The organism is Pseudomonadota bacterium (assembly GCA_018817425.1).
GTDB lineage: Bacteria > Desulfobacterota > Desulfobacteria > Desulfobacterales > RPRI01 > RPRI01.
The window spans coordinates 49,612-75,978 of sequence record JAHITX010000080.1 but is presented as its reverse complement, the minus strand read 5'-3'; the positions used below and the strand labels follow the sequence as shown (position 1 = coordinate 75,978).

Annotated in this window: 28 protein-coding genes and 2 tRNA genes; 6 read left to right on the top strand and 24 right to left on the bottom strand. The window is 38.0% G+C overall.

The window, feature by feature from the left end:
• Complete coding sequence (gene dnaA, locus KKC46_14310; protein ID MBU1054981.1) at positions 1-1,344, bottom strand: chromosomal replication initiator protein DnaA; 1,344 nt, start codon at positions 1,342-1,344, stop codon at positions 1-3.
• Positions 1,345-1,909: 565 nt separating this feature from the next.
• Here dnaA and pdxA point away from each other — a divergent pair.
• Together pdxA and uvrA are read left to right on the top strand one after the other, a co-directional pair.
• The gene (gene pdxA / locus KKC46_14305; protein ID MBU1054980.1) at positions 1,910-2,923 is read left to right on the top strand and encodes a 4-hydroxythreonine-4-phosphate dehydrogenase PdxA; all 1,014 of its coding nucleotides are present in this window, start codon (positions 1,910-1,912) and stop codon (positions 2,921-2,923) included.
• A gap of 10 nt (positions 2,924-2,933) precedes the next feature.
• The gene (uvrA, locus tag KKC46_14300) at positions 2,934-5,756 is read left to right on the top strand and encodes an excinuclease ABC subunit UvrA (protein ID MBU1054979.1); all 2,823 of its coding nucleotides are present in this window, start codon (positions 2,934-2,936) and stop codon (positions 5,754-5,756) included.
• Between the two features lie 56 nt (positions 5,757-5,812).
• Here uvrA and KKC46_14295 read toward each other — a convergent pair whose 3' ends face one another.
• From KKC46_14295 to KKC46_14260, 8 genes are all read right to left on the bottom strand, one after another.
• Positions 5,813-6,103 (bottom strand): ATP synthase F0 subunit C, encoded by a 291-nt coding sequence (locus tag KKC46_14295; protein ID MBU1054978.1) that lies wholly within the window; start codon positions 6,101-6,103, stop codon positions 5,813-5,815.
• 78 nt (positions 6,104-6,181) lie between these two features.
• Entirely contained in the window at positions 6,182-6,868 is a 687-nt protein-coding gene (gene atpB / locus KKC46_14290; GenBank protein MBU1054977.1) for a F0F1 ATP synthase subunit A, read from the bottom strand.
• A gap of 1 nt (position 6,869) precedes the next feature.
• Positions 6,870-7,256, bottom strand: coding sequence for an ATP synthase subunit I (locus KKC46_14285; GenBank protein MBU1054976.1), 387 nt, complete (start codon positions 7,254-7,256; stop codon positions 6,870-6,872).
• Positions 7,253-7,492 (bottom strand): AtpZ/AtpI family protein, encoded by a 240-nt coding sequence (locus KKC46_14280; GenBank protein MBU1054975.1) that lies wholly within the window; start codon positions 7,490-7,492, stop codon positions 7,253-7,255. The genes KKC46_14285 and KKC46_14280 overlap by 4 nt, the downstream gene beginning before the upstream one ends.
• A gap of 132 nt (positions 7,493-7,624) precedes the next feature.
• Entirely contained in the window at positions 7,625-8,425 is an 801-nt protein-coding gene (locus KKC46_14275; GenBank protein ID MBU1054974.1) for a dihydroorotate dehydrogenase electron transfer subunit, read from the bottom strand.
• Between the two features lie 95 nt (positions 8,426-8,520).
• The gene (gene pgeF / locus KKC46_14270) at positions 8,521-9,279 is read right to left on the bottom strand and encodes a peptidoglycan editing factor PgeF (GenBank protein MBU1054973.1); all 759 of its coding nucleotides are present in this window, start codon (positions 9,277-9,279) and stop codon (positions 8,521-8,523) included.
• An 85-nt stretch (positions 9,280-9,364) separates the two neighbouring features.
• Complete coding sequence (gene rfaE2, locus KKC46_14265) at positions 9,365-9,859, bottom strand: D-glycero-beta-D-manno-heptose 1-phosphate adenylyltransferase (GenBank protein MBU1054972.1); 495 nt, start codon at positions 9,857-9,859, stop codon at positions 9,365-9,367.
• 192 nt (positions 9,860-10,051) lie between these two features.
• Positions 10,052-11,386 (bottom strand): NAD(P)-binding protein, encoded by a 1,335-nt coding sequence (locus tag KKC46_14260; protein MBU1054971.1) that lies wholly within the window; start codon positions 11,384-11,386, stop codon positions 10,052-10,054.
• Positions 11,387-11,842: 456 nt separating this feature from the next.
• On the opposite strand from KKC46_14260, the gene KKC46_14255 reads away from it, so the two are divergent.
• Both KKC46_14255 and KKC46_14250 read left to right on the top strand, forming a co-directional pair.
• On the top strand, positions 11,843-12,307 hold the full coding sequence (locus KKC46_14255) for an Hsp20/alpha crystallin family protein (protein ID MBU1054970.1): 465 nt from the start codon (positions 11,843-11,845) through the stop codon (positions 12,305-12,307).
• Between the two features lie 27 nt (positions 12,308-12,334).
• Positions 12,335-12,736 (top strand): Hsp20/alpha crystallin family protein, encoded by a 402-nt coding sequence (locus KKC46_14250; GenBank protein MBU1054969.1) that lies wholly within the window; start codon positions 12,335-12,337, stop codon positions 12,734-12,736.
• A gap of 148 nt (positions 12,737-12,884) precedes the next feature.
• Here KKC46_14250 and KKC46_14245 read toward each other — a convergent pair whose 3' ends face one another.
• From KKC46_14245 to rpsF, 12 genes are all read right to left on the bottom strand, one after another.
• The gene (locus tag KKC46_14245) at positions 12,885-13,583 is read right to left on the bottom strand and encodes a vitamin B12 dependent methionine synthase (protein ID MBU1054968.1); all 699 of its coding nucleotides are present in this window, start codon (positions 13,581-13,583) and stop codon (positions 12,885-12,887) included.
• Between the two features lie 82 nt (positions 13,584-13,665).
• Positions 13,666-14,664 carry a GDYXXLXY domain-containing protein gene (locus KKC46_14240; GenBank protein ID MBU1054967.1) on the bottom strand — a complete coding sequence of 333 codons (999 nt, stop codon included), beginning with the start codon at positions 14,662-14,664 and terminating at the stop codon, positions 13,666-13,668.
• The gene (locus KKC46_14235; GenBank protein ID MBU1054966.1) at positions 14,657-15,979 is read right to left on the bottom strand and encodes a DUF2157 domain-containing protein; all 1,323 of its coding nucleotides are present in this window, start codon (positions 15,977-15,979) and stop codon (positions 14,657-14,659) included. Before KKC46_14235 ends, KKC46_14240 begins: the two co-directional genes overlap by 8 nt.
• 102 nt (positions 15,980-16,081) lie before the next feature.
• Entirely contained in the window at positions 16,082-17,203 is a 1,122-nt protein-coding gene (locus KKC46_14230) for a hypothetical protein (protein MBU1054965.1), read from the bottom strand.
• A gap of 233 nt (positions 17,204-17,436) precedes the next feature.
• Positions 17,437-18,240, bottom strand: coding sequence for a ComF family protein (locus KKC46_14225; GenBank protein ID MBU1054964.1), 804 nt, complete (start codon positions 18,238-18,240; stop codon positions 17,437-17,439).
• 27 nt (positions 18,241-18,267) lie between these two features.
• Positions 18,268-19,494, bottom strand: a complete 1,227-nt coding sequence (icd, locus tag KKC46_14220) for an isocitrate dehydrogenase (NADP(+)) (GenBank protein ID MBU1054963.1) — start codon at positions 19,492-19,494, stop codon at positions 18,268-18,270.
• Positions 19,495-19,534: 40 nt separating this feature from the next.
• Complete coding sequence (locus KKC46_14215) at positions 19,535-19,822, bottom strand: hypothetical protein (protein ID MBU1054962.1); 288 nt, start codon at positions 19,820-19,822, stop codon at positions 19,535-19,537.
• A 15-nt stretch (positions 19,823-19,837) separates the two neighbouring features.
• Positions 19,838-21,223 (bottom strand): replicative DNA helicase, encoded by a 1,386-nt coding sequence (gene dnaB / locus KKC46_14210; protein ID MBU1054961.1) that lies wholly within the window; start codon positions 21,221-21,223, stop codon positions 19,838-19,840.
• Positions 21,224-21,244: 21 nt separating this feature from the next.
• Positions 21,245-21,688 carry a 50S ribosomal protein L9 gene (gene rplI, locus KKC46_14205; protein ID MBU1054960.1) on the bottom strand — a complete coding sequence of 148 codons (444 nt, stop codon included), beginning with the start codon at positions 21,686-21,688 and terminating at the stop codon, positions 21,245-21,247.
• A gap of 117 nt (positions 21,689-21,805) precedes the next feature.
• Positions 21,806-22,756 (bottom strand): YybS family protein, encoded by a 951-nt coding sequence (locus KKC46_14200; GenBank protein MBU1054959.1) that lies wholly within the window; start codon positions 22,754-22,756, stop codon positions 21,806-21,808.
• A 47-nt stretch (positions 22,757-22,803) separates the two neighbouring features.
• Complete coding sequence (rpsR, locus tag KKC46_14195) at positions 22,804-23,085, bottom strand: 30S ribosomal protein S18 (GenBank protein ID MBU1054958.1); 282 nt, start codon at positions 23,083-23,085, stop codon at positions 22,804-22,806.
• A 3-nt stretch (positions 23,086-23,088) separates the two neighbouring features.
• Positions 23,089-23,538 carry a 30S ribosomal protein S6 gene (gene rpsF / locus KKC46_14190; GenBank protein ID MBU1054957.1) on the bottom strand — a complete coding sequence of 150 codons (450 nt, stop codon included), beginning with the start codon at positions 23,536-23,538 and terminating at the stop codon, positions 23,089-23,091.
• A gap of 179 nt (positions 23,539-23,717) precedes the next feature.
• Here rpsF and KKC46_14185 point away from each other — a divergent pair.
• Both KKC46_14185 and KKC46_14180 read left to right on the top strand, forming a co-directional pair.
• Positions 23,718-23,793, top strand: a tRNA-His gene (locus tag KKC46_14185).
• Positions 23,794-23,802: 9 nt separating this feature from the next.
• A tRNA-Arg gene (locus KKC46_14180) sits at positions 23,803-23,876 on the top strand.
• Positions 23,877-23,988: 112 nt separating this feature from the next.
• Here KKC46_14180 and KKC46_14175 read toward each other — a convergent pair.
• From KKC46_14175 to KKC46_14165, 3 genes are all read right to left on the bottom strand, one after another.
• On the bottom strand, positions 23,989-24,288 hold the full coding sequence (locus tag KKC46_14175) for a hypothetical protein (GenBank protein MBU1054956.1): 300 nt from the start codon (positions 24,286-24,288) through the stop codon (positions 23,989-23,991).
• Positions 24,285-24,758 carry a DUF1499 domain-containing protein gene (locus KKC46_14170; protein ID MBU1054955.1) on the bottom strand — a complete coding sequence of 158 codons (474 nt, stop codon included), beginning with the start codon at positions 24,756-24,758 and terminating at the stop codon, positions 24,285-24,287. Before KKC46_14170 ends, KKC46_14175 begins: the two co-directional genes overlap by 4 nt.
• Before the next feature lie 140 nt (positions 24,759-24,898).
• Complete coding sequence (locus KKC46_14165) at positions 24,899-26,320, bottom strand: hypothetical protein (GenBank protein MBU1054954.1); 1,422 nt, start codon at positions 26,318-26,320, stop codon at positions 24,899-24,901.
• Between the last annotated feature and the right edge of the window lie 47 nt (positions 26,321-26,367).

The following is a 26,367-nucleotide window of genomic DNA, read 5'->3' as shown; positions in this document are numbered from 1 at the left end:
TTAAAAATTGCCGGTCTCCAGTTTTTGACAAAAAAGCTCAACTTGCTTTTTTAAAGCACCGTTCTCTTTGATACCCCTTTCAATAACACCTATTGAGTGTAGGGCCGTTGCATGATATTTGTTGAAACTTTTTCCGATTGTCTGCAAAGGTGAGTCAGTATAGCGGCGGGCAAGATAAATTGCAATCTGCCTGGGACGCATAACTGCCTGTTTGCGGGAATTTGAGATTAAATCTCTTAATGCAATATTAAAATACTTGCAAACAAGTTTCTTTATTACTTCAATTGTGATGTTTTTCTTTCTTTGAACAATATTTTTAACTACGACCTCGGCAAGTTCATGATCTATAGGTACTCCCATAAGAGATGATCTTGCGGTTATACCAATCAGTCCGCTTTCAAGCTGGCGCACATCATCTGTTAGTTCGCTTGCAAGATAATTAATAATATCCTCTTTTATCTGATAACCGTTTGAAAGCATTTTCTTTTGAAGGATTCGTACCCTTGTTCTGAAATTAGGGGGTTCAATAGCCGAAATAATTCCGTAAGAAAAACGAGATTTTAATTTATCATTTAACTTAGGAATATCACCCGGAAGATAACAACTTGAAAATATAATTTTTTTATCGGCATCAAGAAGACTGTCAAGAGTTAAGGCAAGCTCTGTCTGCGTACGCTCTTTTCCGCTTAAAAAATGTACATCCTCTAAAAGCAGGATATCACATTCCTTTCTATATTTTCCTTTGAACTTATTAAATGAATCTGTTTTAAATGACTGGATCATTTCATTGCTGAAATCTTCGGCAGTAAGATAACAAACACGTTCTGTAGGGTATTGTGAGATAATATGGTGACCTACAGCCTGTGAAAGATGGCTCTTACCCATTCCGGTCTTTGATAGTAGAAAAAGACAATTCTGCTGAGAATTTTTCTTAGAGGCAAGAGAAAGGGAAGCTGTAAAAGCAAATTCGTTGTTTCCTCCCACAACAAAATGATCAAAAGTAAAGTCCTTTCTTAAAAACCTGCCGGAATGAGGCCTGATACTTTCAGTTGGAAGCTGTAGTTGATTGTTTTTCGGCACTTTTTCCAACCTGGCTTTTTGCCCCCTTTTAGAAACTTCTATCATGAATGTGTTGTCTTCTCCTGAAATCTTCTTTAATTCCGATAGAATTAAAGAGCCATAATTATCCTGGGCTCTTTTTTGGGAAAACTGGTTTGGAGCCGAAAGAACCATTACACCATTTTGAACTCCGCTAAACTCAAGAGGTTCTATCCACATCCTGTACGAGTGCCCGGGAATAGTTGTCTTAATCGCAATCTTGATTGAATTCCAGATAACTTCCATAAAAATAATTTTCCAAATTTTAGTTGAAAACCCGATTAACCTGCTGACCGAAGAGACCTTTTTTACAATAAATTGGCAGTAACTAATAAGACGAAACGAATAGTAAACTTAGTTTCGAGATCTTTATTAATGCATCAAATCAGCAATGTCAAACCGGATAAAAACTGAATTCAGAATGTTTTTTTGCAAGTTGTTAACAATTTATATCTATCTGTTATAAATGATAATATATTATAGGGGCTAACAAACTCCTTAAACTTCAAACCTTTTTTCATTCGCTGCTTTTTCTCTTACATTTTAAGTATATCGACATATATTTTGAATAACAAAACACCAATGGGTCATTATTAATATCTCGCAAATGCTCCGATTACCTTTTATTATTTATCATAATCGGCTTTGCAGAATTATTATAGTATTTACCCTTGGAAATTGTTGAAAAAGAATTTTTCCTATGTAGTATTATAATTAATTAATAAACTCCAATTTAGCCCATAAATGGGCTGAAGGCATATAAACACTGATCTGGAGTGGATAATATCCAACAATAAGCTAAGGAGTCTTTGTGAAAAATCATAGGCCTTTGATAGGAATAACCGCGGGAGATCCGGCAGGAATAGGACCTGAAATTATATTATCTGCATTAAGTCATCCGTCTCTTTACAAATTATGCCGGCCTTTTGTAATAGGGGATATGGCAGTAATGGAAACCGCAAAAAAAGTCATAAACAGCTCTATAGAATTAAACTGTATTTCAAATCATTGCCGAGGCAGATACCAGACCGGAGCAATTGATCTGCTTTGTATTTCCGAACTGGAGTTTAATGAAAAATCATGGGCAAATCCTACAATACAGACAGGTAAAGCCATGGTAGAGTATATCATAAAAGCAACCGATATGGCGTTAAACGAAGAGATCTCAGCAATTGTTACATGCCCGATAAACAAAAAGGTCATGCAGCTTGCCGGGTTTGATTATAACGGCCACACGGAACTTATAGCCGAGCGCACAGGAACCAAAGATTTTGTCATGATGATGGCTGGGGATAGACTTAAAGTATCCCTTGTGACAATCCACATGCCCTTAAAAAACGTTTCGGATGCCATTTCAATAGAAAGTGTTTTTACAACTATAAAAATAACGGGAGAAGCCCTTATAAAACGCTTCGGTATCAAATCACCAAAAATTGCCGTTGCAGGGCTCAATCCTCACGCAGGAGAAAGCGGTATATTCGGTAATGAAGAAAATGATATTATAATACCCGCAATTGAAAAATCAGTTAAAGAAGGATTTAACGTATCAGGTCCTTTTCCGCCTGATACGATATTTTATAATGCATTAAACAAAATTTATGATGCTGTGATATCCATGTATCATGATCAGGGACTTATTCCTTTCAAAATGGTGCATTTTAAAGATGGGGTCAACACAACTCTTGGGATTCCGATTGTAAGAACTTCAGTTGATCATGGAACCGCCTATGATATAGCCGGAAAAGGTAAAGCCGATCCAGGCAGCCTGATTTCAGCAATAAAAATGGCTGCATATCAGGCAAACTGCATGCAAAAAGGTGTATAAGGATTCTTAAATGGGTTTTGATAAAATAATAGTAAGGGGAGCAAGACAGCATAATCTTAAAAATATTGATGTTGAGCTGCCAAGAAACAAGCTTGTTGTAATTACAGGGCTTTCAGGTTCAGGCAAATCCACTCTCGCCTTTGATACTTTGTATGCAGAAGGACAACGCAGATATGTAGAATCTCTTTCGACTTATGCCCGTCAGTTTTTAGAGCGTATGGATAAACCTGATGTCGATACAATAGAAGGACTTTCTCCTGCAATCGCGATAGAGCAGAAAACTGCAAGTCATAACCCCAGATCAACTGTTGGAACTGTTACTGAAATATATGACTACCTCAGGCTTCTTTATTCCACAATAGGTACAGCCCATTGTTATATCTGTCAGAAACCGATTACATCTCAATCCCTTGATCAAATAGCAGACAAGATAATGTCACTGCCTGAAGGAACAAAAATCACCATTTTATCTCCGCTGGTTTCGGGTCAAAAAGGATCTTATGAAAAGCTTTTAAAACAACTTAGAAAAAATGGTTTCTCAAGGGTTAAGATTGACGGGAAGATATATGAAATTGAGGAAGTACAAAAGCTGGACAAAAACATAAAGCATACTATAGACGTTATTATTGACAGGCTGGTAATTAAAAAAGGGATCAGAAACAGGCTTGCAGATTCTCTGGAACTTGCGATGTCACAATCCGAAGGACTTGTTACCATTGATATCCAGGGAGGAGAACCTATACTTTTTAGTGAAAAATCCGCTTGTATCACATGCGGAATAAGCTATCCAGAATTTACCCCTGCAAGTTTTTCCTTTAATTCTCCCCAGGGTGCATGCAGTAAATGCGACGGGCTGGGGACAACCCCTGAATTTGATCCTGATCTTATTATTCCAAATAAGGAACTGTCTTTGCGGCAGGGTACTGTTGCAATCTGGGCTAATAGGAATTCGTTACAATTCAATGAATTTTTAGATGGTCTTACAAAACATTACAACGTAAATATATATACCCCATACAAAGATCTTCCGGATGAATTTAAAAATATATTGCTTTACGGTTCAGGGAAAGCACAGATAGAATTCTTTTTCGAGCAGGATAACCGCCGCTTAAGTTATAAAAAAACTTTTGAAGGAATTATCCCTAAACTTCAAAGGCAATATATAGAAAGTGATTCAAACCAGACAAGAGAAGATATCCGGGAGTATATGATTTTTCATCCATGCCCTGAATGCCACGGGGCAAGATTAAACAAGGCAAGCAGATCCGTAAGAATCGGGGACGCTTCCATATCTGAACTAACAGCACTTTCAGTTTCAAAAGCAGCAACTTTTTTTAAAGATCTTAAGCTTGAAGAAAAAAAAGAAGCAATTGCAAAAAGAATTATAAAAGAGATACAGGAACGGCTTGCTTTTCTTGAAAACGTCGGGCTTTCTTATCTTACGCTCGACAGATCCGCTTATACACTTTCAGGCGGTGAAAGCCAGAGAATCCGGCTTGCCACACAAATAGGATCGAAACTTACGGGTGTCCTTTATGTGCTGGATGAACCAAGTATCGGGTTACATCAGAGAGATAACTTAAGACTTCTTTCTTCTCTTTTAAATATGCGTGATCTTGGAAATACGGTTCTTGTTGTCGAGCACGATGAAGAGACAATTCTCTCATCAGATTTTGTTATAGACATGGGACCGGGAGCAGGTGTTAACGGCGGTAAAGTAGTGTTTTCCGGTACTCCCGATATGCTTGTAAAAGATGATAATTCTTTAACCGGCCAATATCTTTCAGGGCGCAGGCAAATTGAAGTGCCGGATAAGCGACGAAAAGGAAACGGCGGAAAAATAATCTTAAAAGGTGCTTCGGAAAATAATCTTAAAAATATCGATGTCGAATTTCCGCTCGGCACATTCATATGCGTTACCGGAGTATCAGGCTCAGGCAAATCCACTCTTGTGCTTGAAACACTAAATAATATTTTGTCCCGTAAGGTTTTTAACGCTAGGATAAAAGTTGGCGAACACTCACAAGCACTTGGGCTTGAACATATAGACAAGGTAATAAATATAGATCAATCTCCTATAGGAAGAACACCCAGGTCAAATCCGGGAACTTATACCGGTCTTTTCACATATATAAGGGAGCTTTTATCAAGAACTCCTGATGCCCGTATGAGAGGCTATAAACCGGGCAGGTTCAGCTTTAATGTTAAAGGAGGAAGATGCGAATCATGCAGCGGAGACGGCATAATAAAAATTGAAATGCATTTTCTGCCGGATGTTTACGTAACTTGCGATGTCTGTCATGGAAAAAGATATAACCGTGAAACCCTTGAGGTGGAGTATAAAGGAAAAAATATAGCTGATATCCTTGACATGACTGTAAATCAGGGCATTGTTTTTTTCGATAGAATAAAAAATATAAAAACAAAACTTACAACATTAGCAGATGTCGGGCTTGGATACATAAAAATAGGCCAGCCTGCAACAACTCTTTCCGGAGGTGAAGCTCAGAGGGTAAAACTTTCACGGGAGCTTAGCAAAAAAGGAACCGGCAGGACTGTATATATCCTTGACGAACCAACTACAGGTCTTCATGTTGATGACATACAAAAACTTCTTAATGTATTAAACAGGCTTGTTGATTCCGGAAACACAGTTATAGTGATCGAGCATAACTTAGATGTTATAAAGACTGCCGATCATATTATAGATCTTGGGCCGGAGGGAGGAGATGAAGGCGGTTATATTGTAGGTGCCGGCACACCCGAAGAATTATCCAATAATAAAAAATCATATACCGGGCAATACTTAAAAAAGATTCTTAATAAGAAATAAAACAGGGCTGTGTCTTATGACACAGCCCTGTTTTATTTTAAACCTTAATTTTTTTATTAATGTGCAACAGTGGTAAAAAGGCCAGCAATGGCTGCTGCCTGAGGATGCGCATAAATAAGAATAAGAGCAACTACAAGCGCATAGATACAAAGAGATTCGATCATAGCAAGACCGATCAGCAATGTAACTGTAACTTTTCCTGATGATTCAGGGTTTCTTGCAATACCTTCAACAGCGGCTTTAAGGCCAAGGCCCTGAGCAATACCACAAAATGAAGCTGCAATAGCAAGACCGAAACCGGCTGCTGTAACACATGCGATAAAGAAATTTAATGCTTGAACTTCCATAATTAACTACCTCCTTTTTAGATTTTTACTTAGCTTCTTCCATTGTCCCATAAAACAATTTTATTTTATTCCAGCAAATTAATGGGCGTGTTCCATTGCGCTGGTAAAATACATTATTGAAAGCAAAAAGAAAACAAATGCCTGAACCAAGGCGACAAAAATCCCAAGACCCATAATCGGAAGTGGCCCAAAGAAAAGCCCTGCAAGTCCGAAAAGGATTCCAAGCACCAGTTCGTGTCCCATCATGTTACCAAAAAGACGGAAAGAAAGAGACAGAATCCTGGCAGTATGCCCTATAATTTCAATAGGAAGCACTATAGGAACCATCCACCATACAGGCCCGAGAAAGTGCTTAATATATTTCACACCATGATACTTAACACCTATTATGTGGGTAAATATTACTACTGTAAGAGCGCACGAGCCTGTAGTATTTAAGTCTGCCGTTGGAGGGAAAAATCCGGGAACCAGACCTATAAGATTACAGGCAAAAATATAAATAAATACTGTTGCCGCAAGCGGAAAAAGCCAGCGGCCTTCTTCGCCAGTAACATCAACCATAAATTCCTCAATGCCTGAAATAAGCATTTCAAAAACATTCTGTGCTTTTCCTGGGATCATTTTGACACCCTTTGCGCCTAAAGCTCCAAGAGCAAGAAGCAGAATCATAACCACCCATGAATAAATAATATGCTTGTACGCGAAAGCCTGCTCAAAGCCGATAGCCTCAAAAAGTTTTACAAAAAACATATAGGGATGTGCCACCTTAAATTGCCTCCTTGAAAATAAGTTTCTTAAATTCCAGAATGGCTGCAATCATAATGCTTGCCACCACAACGGACAAACCGATAAAAAGACCCAGGGGATTAACATAATGCCCGGATATCAATACAAATATAATAACCCCGCTTACCGCAAAACGGGCATAGTACTTGGCTAAAACAACATTGTGAGAAGCAAGGTGCGGAGGTGTAAGTGATTTTTTGAGTGTCTTATACAGCAGATGAAAATTTATTGTAACAATAAGCCCCCCCGATATTATTCCGATTGCAAACTTAGGAGTAGCTAATAGATATCCTAAGATACTTGCAAGACAAAAAAGTATCCAGTTTGTTCTCACAACAAATTTCAGAAGGTTCTGTTGTAATTTCACTTTACATCTCTTTCCTGTGAAATCTTTTCACTTTTTTTTATTGCAAGCCAGATATTTCTAAATCCGGCTACAACACCAAGCCCAATAAAAACAAGCGTAAGCCAAGGGTAAAGCTCAAATCGCTTGTCAAGATATACACCAATTCCAAGTCCTATAACTATAGAAAGCGCCACCTGAAAACCAAGACTACTGTAATAAGCAAGCTCCCCCATGTAACGTCTTGTTTCTCTTTTCATTATAAACCGAAACACTCTCTATTTATAAGATCTTTCCAACTCTAAAAAGCCGGAATATTAAGTCCTCTAACTTATGTAGAGCTGTTGCCCATTAACATATGATTTTAACCAAGTCAATGCAAAAAGATTGCCTTACTTAAACTGTAAATCTATTACATCAAAAACAGGCCCATCTTTGCATACATGAAGATACCTGGAATTATCCTTTCCTTCCAAGGCACACCCAAGACATGCCCCTATTCCGCATGCCATCAGACTTTCCATAGAAACCTGACACGGCACCTCATGCTCATTTGCTATAACTGCAAGAGATTTAAGCATTTCCGGTGGGCCACACGCAAAAATAACTTCGGGACAGCTTTCTGCCAATACAGATTCAACAGATTTCGTAATAAAACAGGCTTCTCCACAACTTCCGTCATCTGTTGTAACCATAACCTCAAGTCCGAGATTATAAAAATCATCCCTGCACAAAATGCATTCTTTTGTTCTTGCACCATGAAATATTTTTATATCAAGGGGATCAACATGCTTTTTCTCTATAAGATATGAACTTAAATAACGCATAGGGGCAACACCTATGCCTCCTGCCACAATAAATATTTTGCTGTAATTTTGCGCTAAATCAAACCCTTTGCCAAGCGGCCCCATAACATCAATTAATTCACCGGCTTTAATTTCCGAAAGCCTTCCGGTAAATTCTCCAACCAATTCGTATAAAATTTCAATATATTTTCCACCATCATTGCTGTCAGCAATATTGTGAACTGAAAAAGGGCGGCGGAGAAAGGGCGTAATACCGCTTGTTAAGCGAAGCATAACAAACTGCCCCGGCAAAGCTACAGACAAATCTGTGCCGCAATCCAGCCCGATTTTATAATACGAAGGACCTATTTTCTTGTTCCATCGTACCTGAACTTTTCCTAAAAACACGGGTTATCCTTTTTATTCCTCCCTGGAAAAGGAAGATCCTTAATACCTTTTTTAATTCCCCCTTAGAAAAGGGGGATCAAGGGGGTTGTCTATCCTTATTTAAGTCCTATAACCGTTGCCATTCTTCCGGTGGTTTTTTCTCCTCGGTATGAATAATAAAGATCTTTATTACATTTTGTGCATACTCTGCAAGAATATATATTTTCCGGTATCACACCTGCATCAGAAAGCTGATCGGCACTTATGGCCCAGAAATCGAGGTTCAAGGCTAAATCCTTGTATTTCCATAATTTTTCAGGAATCTCTTTTTTATAGTTTATAAATTCGGCACAGCAGGGCCCAAGCGAAGGGCTTATGCCGGCCGATATATCAGACGGCCTGCAATTATAATTTGCTTTCATGGCATCTATTGTGGCACCTATTATATTATTAATACTTCCACGCCATCCTGAATGAATATTTGCAACCACCTGTTTGACAGAATCGTACAAGAGAACCGCCTGACAGTCTGCAATATTTATAACAAGCAGTTTATTATAAAGATCTGTTATCAACGCATCTCCGACTAATGGTGCTGCATCATTTGCTGATTTTTCCGAAATAACAATAACGTTTTTGTCGTGAACCTGCTTTGCAAAAACAAGCTTGCCATTATCCATGCAAATAGAAATAATTTTTCGATTTTGTTTCACATTTTCAGGGTCATCCCCAACTGATAAACTAACATTAAGGCTGTCAAAAGATCCTTTGCTGAACCCGCCGTTTCTTGTAAATATCCCATGCCTTAAATTGGGAAAAGGTACAAGATTAGGAAACCGGTAAAAAGAAACTCCATTTGCCTTTGTTAAAATCAATTTAATCAGCCTATAATACTTAAACCCGTGAATCCTTCACACCATCAACCATCACCATCAACTGTGAACTGTGAACCGGTAACCATCAACCGTCAACCATCTTTTCTTCATATACTTCCAGAATTTTTTTTATTATCGAAGAAGTCGATATCCCAGGCACCATGGAAACCCTTACAACTTTGCCTCCATTAGCTTTTACAAAATCAGCCCCTATAATATTTTCTTCTGCCCAATCGTCTCCTTTAACCAGTACATCGGGCGAAACAGCTTTTATAAGATTCAAAGGGTCAGGCTCATCAAAAAAAGTGATAAAATCAACGCACAAAAGTCCGGCAAGCACTTCAGCTCTTAGCATCTGAGAAACTATGGGCCTTTTTTCACCTTTTATAGACTTTACGGACTTATCCGAATTAAGACCAAGAACAAGAATATCCCCTTCTTGTTTTGCCGCAACAAGATATCTTACATGACCGGCATGAAGAATATCGAAACATCCGTTTGTGAACACTATTTTCTTTCCGGCTCTTTTCAGGCGGGTTATCTCACTGGGAAGTTCTTTTTGCGTTAATATTTTCTCCATCGGCCTCTCGTTTTGCAAATATAAAATTTATTGTTCTGTTACCACACTCACCTGTTATCAGCAACATCTAACTTCCCGCTTTTCCTGCAAAGCGCGAAAGCAATTCCATTATGAAACAACCGCTATTTCTTCACTATCGAAACTTTTTTTGTATTACCAAATGGAAACAGTTTTATAAAAATGACTACGGAGTTATTGACCGGGTTCAAAGCGATTTTCAATATCCTCCACGACTATCCTGGCAGTTAAAGCGCAACCGGGGCTTCCGGATGATAATCCTCCTTTTTTTGCCACTCCGTCTCCTACATTGTATAGATTTTCTATGGGAGTTTTTTGCGGGATATCTTTATAACCCACCAACTGCACATTGGAAATTGTTGGAAATTCTCCCCAATAACAACCTACATGCAGGATTTCTCCGTGTTTATTAAAATCAGGTATATTCTCTTTTAAATCCTGGATATGCAGGTTTATTTCATTTTTTATATTCCAGGTGCCTATCTGTGTTGTAGGGCCTGATATGGAATAATGAACATATTTCCCTCCAGGCGCCAGGTCAGGGCATACAAGAGAAGCAGATAATAATGTCAATAATCTTCGAGTTTTAAGAGTGCACAAAAAGGGAACTTCAAAGAGTGGCCGATCACTTATTGTTGTCACCCACATTTGAAATGAGGAGATCATATTTCTTACTTCTTTCAGATAACCATTATCAAAATATTCTTTTCCTGCAAGTGCAATTGTTTTTTGGGGACCAGTATTACTTACAACCGCAGTAGCTGAAACAGTTGTTTTTCCTTTTTCATTTTCAAATACTACTCCTGTGGCAGCTGAGTTTTTGACTAGTATTTTTAATGCCCTGCATCGGGTTAAAACCCTGCCGCCATTTGCCTCTATAGAGTTTTTTAGGGCTTTCATAAGACTTATGCTGCCTTGAGAAGCAAAGCCCATAGGCTGAAAATCCATTAAACTTCCTTTATGAGCCAGGAAATATTCTCTTGCTGAAAGTTCGTGAGCTTTAAGTGTAAAAAATATATCGCACTTGTTGTTAAAGAACGCGATTATGTTTTCATCTCTTGTATATTTATGAAGAAAGTCCAGAAAAGATGTTTCATTTGAAGGAGCATTCCATGTCTCGGCAATTTCGAACCCTCGTTTTAACCTGCTTAGTTCTTTTTCATCGGAAAAAAACCGGGATAATATTGAAAGCGGCTGCCCGTTTCCAGGTTCATCAATAATGTTTTTATCGATAAGATATTTCGGTGGTACGGTTATGGGAGAAACAGGAAACTTAGCACCTACTTCATCAAAAATAGATTTTAAAGTACCCGACATTGGCACAGCTACCACTCCTGTTGGAATCTTAAAACCTTTGTATGTCAATGTTGAACATCTGCCGCCAATTATCGGTAATTTTTCAATTACAAGCGTTTTATAGCCTTTGTTTGCAAGCAAAGCAGCCGAGCACAGCCCGCCTATACCTGAACCCAAAACAACTACATCATATTTTTCATGGTTTTTCCCCATCTCTCACTCCTTTTTATAGATAAGCGATTTGGAATCATTCAAATTTATTAATCTTATTACGAAATATTTGCCTCGCTCAAGGTATGCTTATCATTAAGCATAGAAATTTTTTTCAGTACTTCTTGACACAGAAAAAATAGATATTAATTTTATAAAAAAACGATGTCATTTCTTTTTTGCATATTTTTCCTTTTATTTGATTTGATGCTAATCAAGGCTAAAAAATGGAGGGCGAAACTATGGCAATAAATTATCTGCTTCCCTTCCATTAAGTCAAATAAAATAATGCAATTATATATTTATTAATAACTTAGATATTTATCTTGGATTCTATATATCCGCATTTGTATGCTGCTGTGGATAAATAAACGTAACAAAGCATAAAGCGTTTTTTGCAAACCAGTAACAATATGATCGAATAAACAAACAACTTAATCAATGAAGGAGGGATAACAAATGGCTATAAGAAGAATATTTGATTTCCCTGAATTTGGGAGAAGGAATCTGTTTACCGAAATGGATCAAATGAAAAGTCAGATGGATGCACTTTCCGGCTTGATGTTTAGAGGTTCACCATCATGGGGTTATACGACTGCCGGAGTTTTTCCTTTGATCAATCTTACAGAAAATCAGAATAACTATTATGTGCGTGCAGAGTTACCGGGCTTGAAAGCTCAGGATCTGGATATTCAGGTCATGGGGAAAAACCTTACGATATCAGGTGAACGAAAAATTCCTTCTGAAGGAAAAGACATTAAATACCATCGCAGTGAGCGCGAAGCAGGCAAATTTTCAAGAATCATTAGTCTTCCGGGTGAGATCAATAACGAAAAGGTTGAGGCACAGATGAAAAATGGACTGCTTAAGGTAGTAATCCCAAAATCAGAAGCATCAAAACCAAGGCAGATAAGTGTAAAATAAAGATTTCGTTTAAGGAGGATTATAAAAATGTCTGATACCAAAGATTTAAAAGTAAAAGAAAAACATGAGGTTATTAATCCTGCCGAGTATACACAGGAAGGGTTGGTATTTACACCGGCTGTGGATATTTTCGAAACAGAGCGCGAAATCACTTTGCTTGCAGATATGCCGGGAGTGACTGGCGAAAATATAACTATAGATTTACATGAAGGAGTTTTAACAATCTCAGGAGATGTTAAACCATGGGAAGAATCTGATGAGTCGGATGTAATAATAGAATTTCAAATAGGAAAGTACTATAGACAGTTCACTCTTTCGGAAGTTATTGATCAGAATAAAATTGAAGCAAGAATAGAAGACGGCGTCCTCAGGTTGGTTCTGCCTAAAGCAGATAAAGCTATGCCCAGAAAGATTACGGTGACATCGTAGTAATATAAACTCATAAATCCGATTACATATTGTCATTTCGAGCGAAGTGAGAAATCTTAATAGATATTAGAACCTGTAAAAGATATCTCGCTTCGCTCGATATGATATCGAAATTATGAAATGGCCAAGTTCTAAGCAGTATATGTAACTATTGCGATAAAGCCTTAATTGAATAGCGCTGATCATATAGATTCTTATCATACGCTGCCCGTCTTCCAGGACATTCTTCTTTAGGGCATAACTGACAGTTTTCATAATCAACTTCGGCTGGAAAGATGATTCCTGATACAGAATGGCGGGGAGTCATGATAAACTCATCATTGATTTGAACTCCAATGGATTTTTCGACATTGCTAAAAGCGGAAAACAAGGTTTGCTGTTCTTCTAAAGGCCACTGCTCAAGAGAGCCAGGTGTCATAAAAGCTGTTTTTCCCGGATTGAAATTTTGGGCGATATTTTCATTCATAACATCAATTGCCTCAAAAAGAACGCTTTGCATTATTATATCAGCCCAAAACTCTTCAAGCATTTTTTCTCTCTTTTTTGCCCATTGATCCAGCTCGGTTCCACAGGTGGCAATAAAGGCAAATACCCGGTGAACATCTGCCAGATTTACTGCAAGAATGCGGCTTTTAAATACTATCTCTTCCATAACCACCTGCTCCTGTTCTTTTTTATCAATATAAAGCGGCTTGTATAAAACCTTGGGCCTGTATACGGAATAAGCCTCATCGAAAAAAGCCTTAAAGGAATTAAAGCGGTTATGATTTTCTGTTAACCTTACTTTTTTTAAAAGAGGAGTAAGATCCAATTTAATCTTTATGTTGTCCAGTAGAATTTCATTCATGAAACAATAAACCTTTCTCTAAAACTTTTTGGAACTGTTTCCTTTGATACTAAAATACTTTTTTGCACCATTGTCTTTCATATTAATTCGACAAATCATACCTTGTGAAATTTCGGCTGTATATGACTCCTTTCCATAGGGATTCAGCTCCTTTCAATCCTTCCAGCTTTTCTGGTGAAGGAGAAACATATTTAATGCGAGCATTTTGGTATCCTGCAAAAAAATCATTCCATGAAATCTCCTTACCACCTTTATGCAATTTGTAACCGGAATTGCTTAAATCAATTTTAACATCATATACAGATTCCGGTGCAATAATTTTTATGTCAGACTGAGTGTAAAACATGCTTATATTTTCGGGAGCACTTATCTCAATAGGTTCTTTTTCATTTCTGTTGGACAATATCTCAATTTCAAAAGTTCTGTTGTCCTCCGGTTGTATTATTGATAGAGGTTTATTGGATGCGTTAACAATTTTAAGTGTGATGCAAAAAGATTTATTTTCATTCTCATCTTTTCTTTTGGGGGTCACTATATTCATTCCAAGATCGGCGTACCGATATCCTTTTAAAACCGCTATTCCGTTTCCTTTGCCGATTGCAACTTCCATTTCAAGGGGTATATGAATGCCTTTCAGCGTCTTGCCCTTTTCAAGCGTGCGTCCCTTGCCCTGTTCCATAAAATATTTTTCAATACCGTACCGCAGAAAAGCATCCCAAGACATTTTTCCTGTAGTGTATGCGCGAATATACTTCTCGGTAGCAGGTGGTTTATTTACGGACAATTTCTTTGGAATCATAACATTTCGATCATCAGTTTCATATATTACATACACGCAATTCTCGGATTTTATTTTGTCCCAAAGATCATCTGTGATTAGATTTTTTGGAATAGTTGAAGCCTCATAGTTTAGCCTGACATAATCTCCGCGAAACAGATCTCTGGGATCTACCGGAGCAGTGCGCATATAAACAACATTTCCGGAATGAAGTATTATTTCACGTTGAAAACAAATTGCCGCCAAAGCAATACATTGCAACAACACCGCAACTATTATTAATGTATTTTTTCGTTTAAGCATTTGCACCTGCAATCTTCTTTACTTTTGAAGTTTTAATGGAAATCATCAATGTAAATGTTCCTGCCAATAAGAAACATGCGGATCGAATCAGAAGATTATCCGTAAAAGACATAAAGCGTGATATGATAACGATGATAACAATAATGCATCCGGCAAAAGATACGCCTGTTCTTCCAGAACCGGTTCCGGAAAAAATAAGTACAATTCCATGAATCAAAGCAATGATGTTAAACCCGATGGCTGCCACGTTTTTAAGAACGTTTTTCGACTCATAAGATGCAGAGGATATGCCTGCAAACAGAATTATAATGACTAAAATAAATCCGGCAAAAACAAGCAGATTGCTTTTCTGTGGTAAGGATTTAATGCGTTCGGACAAAGTTTTTAAAGGCAATAAGAACGATCCCCAAATGGATAATACTGCAAAGGTGATTAACAAGGGATAAATAATACTTACATCTTTAGTATATTTTCTTGATAAAAAAGACTCTTTTATGATTTCCGGAAATGTGAAAGCAATAAGCATTATAATATAAAGAATAAGCCCAATTGCTTCCGGAGTTACTGCACAGCTTGCGTAGGATGATCTTCTGATTAAAAGACCGACACCGACACACATGGCACCAAGACAAAGCAGAACAGCCAATGGATTAACGCTACTGAAACGACACTGTATTGCAGAAACAACTACTATGGAAACGGTTGCGATTGCTACAGGAAACCAGTGCTTTTTATAAATGGAAAATAGTATAACCGATGTACAAACATAGAAAACCGCCCATGACTGAGATGTATGAAATTCTATTTCCATTATTTGCCAAACAATAACCAAAACGGCATACAATAGCATTTGTGGAGTCGATTTAAGGATAAACATCATCATCAGGGGCCCAAGCGACCAAAGAAGAATACCATTGGGGGCGTGTTCGTCAATATGATAAATTTGTGCAATAAGGATAATTGCAGCGCCAAATAGAAAAGAACCAAGCAGATGCCAGAATTCGGTATGTGCATTTTTTTCAGGTTTTCGGCCCAGCCATAGTCCGACTCCATGAGCAATAATAAATGACAAAAATATGGTAGCAAGCTTCATCCATTTTGTCATGTCCTGCCAGTTATAGGCAAAAAAGCTGATGACTCCAAGACCGATTAGAAGAGCGCTGATACTTATTAAAATACGCGTCAGCAGGCTATGCCCCTGTTCAATCGGCTGCTCATTGATTATTCTCTCCGACTGCTCGGAAGTAATAATACCCCTATCAATCCATTCCGGTAATTGTCCCTTTAACCATTTCCAGTGTTTTAGTTCACTCAAGGTTATTATTCCTTTTTAAATATTACAGAGAGTATGTATTCATCAACGCCAAACGGCTTTATCGTTTATTGTTCGATACAATAATCGTAATTGCAAATGTGTTTATCTTGAAGCAAATTGGCACTTCCATACACCGGAAACTCCACCTAAGATCCATCCATTACCAAAAGGAATACCGGTCGACAACTTGGTAGAACTTGTATTGATGTAATGAACAGCGTGGTTCTTTTTTATATCAACAGTTAACCATTCTCCCCCAATAAACACCCAGAGAAGCCCTTTGCAGCTTACCAGTGAACTCACTGACAGCCCAGAGAGGCTCTCACCAAAATCGAAACATTGAAATTTTCCAGAAGCTTCGTTTAACATAAATAGCCCGTGACTTGTTCCAACGAGCAATAACCCTCGATGCCGCAAGAGAGTATTGAAAGAAATTATATCATTTTCAGTATTTATGGAGAATGACCGTGATTCACCTTCCAAAGGTTTCATCTCAAGGAATGCGCCACCCATTCCACCCTCATCAATTCCAACCCAAATAGCCTTTCTCTCGACAAGCAATGCAAATCGGTTAAATGCAAGCCCTTCATCTTCTTCAACCAAATCGATAGTACCCTTCTCAAAGTTTGCTTTTCCAAATGAACCGTAGCTTCCAAAATATATCTCATTTCCGTCCCAAGCACAGCTTTGCACATGAGCAGAAAACTGATTACTTTTAACGACTTTAATTCCGTCATAATTTAGTGGCGGCCGAGAAGATACTTTGAGTGTCTTTATATAACGATCAGGAGAAGATGGAGTAATAATAATAAATCTGTTCGAGGATGGCCCTGCTTTAAATCCACCTCTATGCGTGTTTATTTCTTTACTTCTTTGTTCTTCCGGATATTCAGTTACAGCAATGACAAAACTATCCCTCATAACGCATACTGGGCCATACCAAAATGAGTTATGAGGAAGTGCGCTAATCAACTTGTTTTCAATTTTGTTGCTATTGGCTTTAAGCACCCGAATACTTCTGCCGCTATTGATTAAGGCAATATTCTTATTGGCTACGATTTCTGTAGCTCCGATATCGCTCAATCTTACAAGTGAAACGGATTGCTTTGATACCTGGAACTTAATAGCAGGAATTTCTGACAGGTTTTCTGCACAAGCAAGAGCCGGAAGAATAAAAGGCAGAGCACAAAGAATCAGATATCTAAAAATCTTATTAAGTATCATAGTAAAGCTCAATAATTAATGTATGTGAAAATATCTGTATTTCAAATCAGGTTTTTTTCTACTTTAATATTTATCTAAAATCAAACAATTTATGTTATAGCTATGTGGCATTATTTCTTGATCATTAGAAAATAGGGGATGCATATAATTATTTCTTTCCGGAAAAGGGGTTGGTGTGGATGATAGTTTTAAAGTAAGGAGATTGTGATTAGCACTCTTATTTGTCGTATCTGTCAAATCGCTCTTGCAAGAGTAAGAACATCAACGCTTTTTGCTCCACTTTTCATAAGAACTTTTGCGCATTCGTCAACTGTGGCTCCGGTAGTATATACATCATCTACTAAAAGAATTCTCTTTGCCTTTACTTTAGAAGATTCCTTAACTGTAAAAGCTCCTTTGATATTTTTTATTCTTTCTTCGCGCCCCAGACCGGTTTGCGGCTGAGTCCATACGGTTCTTTCAATGACATCTTTGCCTATTTCAATCCGGCCTGATTCAACCATGAACCTTTCAGCTAATTCTTTTAAATTTCTTATAAGAAAATAGGCCTGATTAAATCCCCTTGCCCTGAAACGTTTTATATGCAGGGGAACAGGAATAACAATATCAAAATCACTTAGTTTCCAGTGCCGCATAAGTACGGAAAAAAGAAGTAATTCAAGAGAAGCTGCAACCTGAAGCTTTCCTTTGTATTTGAAAGAATGAATTACTTCCATCACTGCCTGGCTGTAGAGAAATATAGCACGGGCTTTTCCAAAACGTTTTGGATGTTCAATGCATTTCTGGCAAAGATGGTCTTCGCCCTCACGGCTTTTAAAAACAGTCCCGCATGAGGAACATATTGGAGATTCTACAGGCAAATAATCGTCACAGCAGGCGGCACAAAGGAATGGATACATTACTCTTTCAAACGTGATGTTTTCCATTTCGGACAGCTTGTCCGCTAAATTATCAATATCTACAGAATTGTTTTTAGAAAAACCGTGAAAAAAAGAACCGCACACAATACACCTGGAAGGAAAAACAGCTTCTTTCAATATCTCCGCTATGCGGATCATAAGTATTTAAAGTGTGCCCATCTTTTCGATGATTGCAGCGGCAAACTGTGAACATTTTACCTTTTTAGCGCCTTCCATCTGGCGCGCAAGATCATATGTCACAATTTTATTATTAATGGTTGCCTGCAGGCTGGATCTTATCAATTCGGAAACTTCGTCCCATTGCATATAATCAAACATCATGGCACCGGAAAGAATTAGGGAACTGGGATTTACTATATCTTTATCGGCATACTTTGGCGCTGTGCCGTGAGTTGCCTCAAAAACAGCGCAAAAATCTCCGATATTCGCGCCAGGAGCCATGCCGAGACCACCAACCTGGGCGGCAAGAGCATCAGAAATATAATCACCGTTTAAGTTCGGAGTAGCAATAACATCATATTCTTCAGGCCTCAACAGAACCTGCTGAAAAAGCATATCTGCAATACGGTCTTTTATTATTACTTTTCCTTCGGGTCTTTTTCCGTTATATTTATCAAAAAGCTCCTGTTCGGTTATCGTTTTATCTCCAAACATTTCCTTTGCAACTTCGTAACCCCATTTTACAAAAGCGCCTTCGGTAAATTTCATGATATTGCCCTTGTGCATCAGGGTCACACTGGAAAGTCCTTCAGAAACCGCATAGGATATAGCTTTTGCAACAAGACGCTTGCTGTTTTTTTTGCTGATCGGCTTAATTCCGATACCTGCATCTTCGGGAAGAAAAACTCCCATATTATTTGCCAGAAAGTTTCTGATCTCAAAAGCGCCTTCACTTCCTTCTTCCCATTCTATTCCTGCATATAAATCCTCGGTATTTTCTCTGAAAATAACCATATCGACTTTTTCAGGATTTTTCATAGGGCTCGGAACGGAATCGATATATTTCACAGGACGAATGCAAGAATAAAGATCAAGTTTTTGTCTTAAAGAAACATTAACACTTCTTATGCCTTTTCCTACAGGTGTAGTCATAGGACCTTTTATGGCAACAACATGGTTTCTGATAGCATTAATGGTTTCTTCGGGAAGCCATTTTCCTGTATTTTTAAATGCCTTCTCACCGGCCAGTATTTCAAGCCATTTTATTTCTCTTTTGCCTTTGTATGCGCTTGCCACAGCTTTATCAAACACCTGGCTTGCCGCATTCCAGATATCAGGCCCTGTACCATCTCCTTTAATAAATGGGATAATTGGGAAATCGGGAACATTTAACGTACCGTCAGTATTTATGGTAATCTTAGCTTCAGTCATTTATATAAGCTTTCTTTTAAGGGAAATTGCACCTGTTATTTTAATTTTCGGCATCGTATTTATTTTCAAGCCTGATTTTTTCTCTTTCAGAGATTTTCCCAAGTTCCACCAGAAGATCTCCGATACCGTCATATCTGAGATCATCAATTTTCATTATTGTCTCCGGCCTCTTATCTTCAAGCTCATAAAATGTGTAAACAAAGGTCAACTCACTTTTCTTAAGAAGATGAATATTCTTTCCATCAAGGATTATATGATTATCCAGGAAGAAATAAACGGCACAAATCGCAATACCAATTAAGATATACTTTCTAATTGTTCTAAGCATTCAGGCCCCCTTATATCATGGTTGGTCTTCTCCTGTGTTGTATCTGTCTATTGCCATATCCTTAAATAATGTAAATGCGCTCATAAAAGTCAAAGTGATTTTACCTGTAGGCCCGTTTCTTTGTTTCTCAAGCAAAATTTCTGCGGTGTTTCTATGGGGATTATCTTCACTCTTATTATATACTTCGTCCCTGTAAATAAAGGCTACCACATCTGCATCCTGCTCAAGGGCTCCCGACTCTCTCAAATCGGCAAGCTGTGGTCTTTTATCCGCCCGGTCTTCAAGTTTTCTGTTTAGCTGGGACAGCGCAATAACAGGAACACTTAACTCTTTTGCAAGAGCTTTTAAGGACCTTGATATATCAGCAATTTCAAGATCCCTGCGTTCAGTAGGAAGTGAACTTCGCATGAGTTGAAGATAATCTACAATAACAAGTCCAAGTCCTTTATTCATTGTAAGCCTGCGGGCTTTAGCCCGAATTTCCATAACGGATATAGCCGGAGAATCATCTATAAATATGGGTTGTTCGGATAACATTCCTGCTGCATCCGTAAGGCTTTTCCAGTCTTCATTACTTAAGAATCCGCTTCTTACACGCGAAGAATCCACTTTTGCTTCTGAACATAGCATTCTTAATGATAACTGCTCCTTGGACATTTCAAGCGAAAAAACGGCAACGGGGGTATTTGATTTAACGGCTGCATTTCTGGCAATATTTAAGGCAAACGCGGTCTTGCCCATACCGGGACGCGCAGCAATAATTATAAGATCTGATTTCTGAAAACCCGATGTCATCTTATCAAGATCGGTAAAGCCTGTCTCTACACCGGTAACAAGGGCTCTTTTCCCCTGTCTTTCCTCAAGAGCATCAATATTAACATTTATTAAGTCTTTTAAAGGATAAAAGGCCTGCTTTATTTTCTTTTCGGATATTTCAAAGATTGAGCTTTGGGAATAATCGAGTATCTCATCAAGATTCCCGCCATCTTCAAAACATTTTCTTACAATGTTATTCGCCTGTTCGATAAGTCTTCTTAAACATGCTTTTTCGTATACTATTCTGGCGTAATGCGATGCATTTGTTGCAAGAGGAATATCTAAAAGCCTGGCTAAATATGTTGCTCCGCCAATTTGTTCAATCTTGCCCTGTTCTTTTAGGGCATTGGATAATGTAACAAGATCAACCGGTTCACTTTTGTTAAAAAGCTCCAACACAGCCGAATAAATTATCTGATGAACAGACTTATAAAAATCATCAGGAGAGAGAATCTCTACAATGTCAAGTAATGTGTTATTATCGAACAAAATAGCGCTTAGCAAAGATTCCTCGGCCTCGATACTCTGGGGAGGAACCCTTAGCAAAGATGTATCTTTTGCGCCTTGTTGTTTAGTCCTTGTCATTGAATTTGATATAATAATAATTTACTCAGGCGCAACTTCGACAGTTATTGTCGGTTTAACTCCCTTATATACCCGAACAGGTATGGAAAAAGTGCCTAATGTTTTTATGGGTTCATCAAGCAACACCATATTTTTCTCAACAACAATGCCCTGTGCTTCCAGTGCATCAACTATCTCTCTTGCAGAAACCGATCCATACAGGCGGTCTCCCTCGCTGACCTTTGCTGTTAACTTACAGACTACCCCATCGATTTTTTTAGCTACTTCTTCTGCAAGACCTTTTTCTTTTGCTATAAGAACTTCTACTTTGACTTTTTCACGCTCAAGCAGCTTAAGGTTGTGCAAGGTGTTTGGCACAGCCTTTTTCTGGGGTAAAAGATAGTTTCTTGCATACCCATCCTTAACATTTACGATAGAGCCGATAATGCCAAGTGATTCAATAGTTTCTTTCAATATTACTTCCATTATTAACCTCCAAATAAAAGCGGGCTTTTTGTGCTGCCATGAAAGCAGCATAATTAAGCCGTCAAATTTCAAAATTTATATATTCAAAGTTAATCGTCTTGTCCTATAGCAAGTACATCAACTTTTTTGAGGGTTTTCTGTTTTTCTGACATTAAGCCAGATATCAAAAAAACCAAGACCTGTTATAAGCACAGCCGCAATATATTGTAAAGCAATTACGCTGTATAATAAAACTCTTAGCCCTTTGGGGAGCTGCTTTTTTGCAAAATAATAAGATACAATGGCTATACCCTGAAAAAAGTATATCGGCATCATAACAAGCAAAATATTTGCCCCGAACATCATAATGGCTTTGTCAGGGACCAAAAGCATCAGAAAAGCTCCTATCACAACCCATACAAGCTGCTCAGGTGCTTTCCACAAATTCAGTGTGCCAAAATCAGGATAAAAAAGTTTCTTTTTGGCAAACAAAGGTTTTGCTATCAACAAAGTTACCCAGCTTAAAAACAGAGTTGAGGCAATTGCAAGCGATGGGATTATCCTTATAAAAATATACTGAACAAGCTCTATATTGTCTAAAAGCATTCGTATGTTTTCTTCAGGTATGCCCATTTGTTTATATAACTCAATGGATTGCTTCAAATTTATTGCAACATACTCTGAAATTATATCATAAATTCCCGAACCGTGAATGTTGCCAAATATGACCAGAGCAATTGTTCCTGTCGCCAGAATGCTGAAACATGCATATCCAATAGTTTTTTCTATAGATAGGTCAACCCGAAAAAATTCGCTGAATATAAATCCCAAGAATAGAAGTTCGGCAAAAAACACAAGGTCTATTGATACAGAGCGTAACACACATATAATTACAAAAATAGTTGCGCCAAATATCTTAAGCCCTGACCTTCTGCCTAATTTGGAACTATAAAACAGTATCGGCAAGGGAACAAGCAGGGCGCATAAAATACCTATTAGCGGAATAGATAAACATGCCAAACACAAAAGACTCGCTATGGAAATCCCTTTCAACGTGTCTTTAAATATCTCTCCTTCGGCATATGCCACTATCCCAGCCTCCGCTCAAAAAGCCCTATCTTATATAAGATATATAGCTAAAAATCCAAAGTCCCCACGTAAGGCAAAAGAGCTATTGTCCTTGCACGCTTTATAGCATGCGTTAAGACTCTCTGGTGTTTTGCACATGTACCTGAAATGCGCCTTGGGATAATCTTTCCTCTTTCAGTGGTAAAATATCTGAGTGATTTAAAATCTTTGTAGTCAATTACAATAGTTGAATCCGCGCAAAAACGGCAAACTTTGCGTCTGTGAAATACTCTTTTTTTCTTTTTATCCCCATCAACCTGTTGTCCTCTGCCCTGATTATCGTAAGCCATCTTCTACTCCTTTTCGCTGCTATCGTTTTCTGTTTTTGCCTCTTCCGGTGCCGGTTTGTTCTCATCAGCAGGAGTTTCAGCATTTTCCGACTTGTCCTCTTGGGCGGATGAAGCAGCTTCTGCTTCAATTTCAGCCATTCTTGCTTTTATCTTTTCGATATCCGCATCTTTTTCAAGCAATATGGTCATGAATTTAAGAACCCGATCGTCTATACGGAAGAAACGTTCCATCTCACTTACAAGCACGCCTGTCCCGCAAAAATCAATATGGACATAATAGCCGCGATTTTTCTTCTTTATTTCGTAGGCAAGTTTCTGGGCTCCCCATTCGTTGAGCTTAACAAGAAATCCGTCTTTCTGAGTGATAGTTTCATTAATTTTTTCTAAAAGGGGGGCCCTGTTTTCAGGTGGAACATCAGGATTGATAATAACAGTTGTCTCGTACCTTCTCATAAAACCTCCTCGTGGATATAAAGCCCCGGTTACCGGAGCAAGGATTATATTGCATTTTATTATGCAATTAACGTTGTTCTTTTACCATTTCAAAAATATATGTGTCAAGATTTTTAAAAAATAGTAAATTATATCTTGAAACGGATTACATAGTTTGCTAAATAGACTTAATTGACATGGTGGGTGTAGCTCAGTTGGCAGAGCACCGGGTTGTGGCCCCGGTTGTCGAGGGTTCAATCCCCTTCACTCACCCCATTTTTTTTTGCGCCCGTAGCTCAGCTGGATAGAGCGTCGGACTTCGAATCCGTAGGCCGCAGGTTCGAATCCTGCCGGGCGCGCCTGTGATATCAGAAAATCAAGACGGGCTATTAGCTTTCCCAGGGTAACCGCATTTGGAGTTAAATTATCCCGAGTCTATAAGATAAAATCCAAATATTGTACCCCTATCAGCTACCCGTTCGGTTTTTTATCCGGCAATATTAACTTCGGGAAATGCTTCATCTCCCTAAATAATTCTTTATCTTTTTTAAGGATAAACTTTTGAAGTTTCTGCTGTTCTTCCGTTATACAAACCGATGAAGACCATTTTTCTTTTTTTACCACACCTTTAAGCAAGCCGTCATTTATAGCCTGCCCGACAACATCATTATCCATAAATGCGATACCAAACGATTCCTGGCTTACGGTATATTTAACAAACATATATCCGCCACTATCGTCTTGTTCCGGGCGCACCCATTTAAGATTCAAATACTTTTTATCTTCTTATTATACAAATCTTTAATTAATTCTGTTCGTTTTTTATTTGCACCTAAATCACCATACCCAACTCTGGATGCTGAGCGAATATGGATTAAATTATTTGTTGAATCAATCCTGATTTCTATATCATCTATAAACCCAAATATAGCTGAAGAAAAAGTTGCAGCAAGATAGAGGCCGGTTTCGGTTTGAATTGTACCTCCCAATTCTTTAATAGTATCTTTTATAATTTTCATAGTTTCGTCAGAACTTTTTTGACTGATTATGATAGGATCAATATAATGGACGGCATCATTTATTTTCTCGCTGCAAACACAATTCGGTTTTGCAGGGCATTTTGCCAATACTCCATCAGCCAGTCCGGCAGGTTCTCCTGATTTGGAAAAATAGCCAAGTACTATAAAAAGGATATCAATAGCTACGAATATAATTATGAAAACAAATGCAATTTTTTTCATGTGCTCTCTCTTTTTTTAAGGCTATATAACAATAGTTATAAATCTGCTCTTTGGAGCCACTTTCAAAACGTTTCAGTTTGGTCAAGCCCAACGCAGAGATCGGCCAAAATGGGGCGTTTTGAAACTGGCTCTTTGGTATCTCACTTTCTCTGTGCAATGTTCTTTATGCCCGCAAGAGACTTCAGGATATCATTCCAAAAAGGAGCTCCAAACGTGATCAGTATTGCCATCAACAAAAGGCCGCCGATTTTTTTTAGTATGAACCCCCAGTATTTATTAGAAGCTTCTTCTGAAGCACCTGTCGCGTCTTTTTTGGCTTCCAATGTTTTGAGTTTCTGTCTATCCGATGACCATCCCAGTGGAAGTTCAAGCTCGCTCAGTTCGCCAATATGTTTTTCGATTACTACTTTAGGCAACCGGACATTAAAATCAACGATTTTAGCGTAGCTCTCTTCAAGTTTTCTCTTGCTCTCCTCTTTCAGTTTATTATCACTTTCATTATTATTACCGGTAGCAATCTCGTTAACAGAATCCTTTAGTTGTTTTATTTTGTCAGCTTCGTCATTAGCACCAACTGTGCGATAATCACTTTCAAGTCTGGTCAGAAAGTCCTTCGAGTATTTTTTGGTTTCCGGTAAATTATTTTCTTGTAAGAATTTATGGATACTGTTTAAATCATCCGGATCGGCAGTTTGGTTTACGAGTTTTATCTCTTTTACTTTTTCAGCGATTTCATCCTGTACTTTGGTATCAGACTGCAAGTACTTATAAATTGTAAATGTATCAACATTAAAACTAAACACAAAAATAAGACATATGACTAAAGTCCATTTAAGCATGTTTTGGCGATATTCTTCATTTATACGGCCTATCCATGAGTCAATATTCTGTTCCGTATGAAACCGATATTTCGATATTTTGTCTTCAACAGCTTCTATAGCTCCCAAAAGATTCCTGCATGCTGACTGGAAATTTGTAACAGTATTATATACTATTGAAGACTGCCGGTACTGCTCAATTTGATTGCACTGTATCTTAAAGTTTTTAATTGTTTCATCAAGCTTTTTAAAGTCTTCGTTTTTGAGTAGTTTCTCATGAATATTTAAGAACTTGGATAATGATAGTTCATTTGCCTGCTCAATTGCTTCTATAAGAGGCTGGAGCTGATTAATAATCAGTTTTGGAGTATCAGTAGACTTGGGATTAAGATCAATAATCGTCCGCAAGTTTTTTTTGAGCATTTTAAATGTGTTGTCTGCGCTTATAAGTTTTTCTTTCAGACGGGCAAATCTCTTATCGAACTCACCGATAAAATTACCGCTCCAGATTCGTTTAAAATACATCTTGATTCGTCTAAGATATATCTTTAAAAGTGCCGCAAATGATTCTTTAGATAAATGCAGCTCAGTTTCTTTTGAATACAGATCAATGAAAAAACGTTCCCAAACACCTACCCGCAGTTTCAGAATATTTTTTAACGCCTCCTGAATTGATTGAACGACTGTCGAGAGGAGAATCAGAATGCCGACAAACGCAATCAGAACCGATATGGTTTCATTCATGTTTCATCTCCTTGTTTATTTCATCATCATATGGTTTGAAGCAGCCC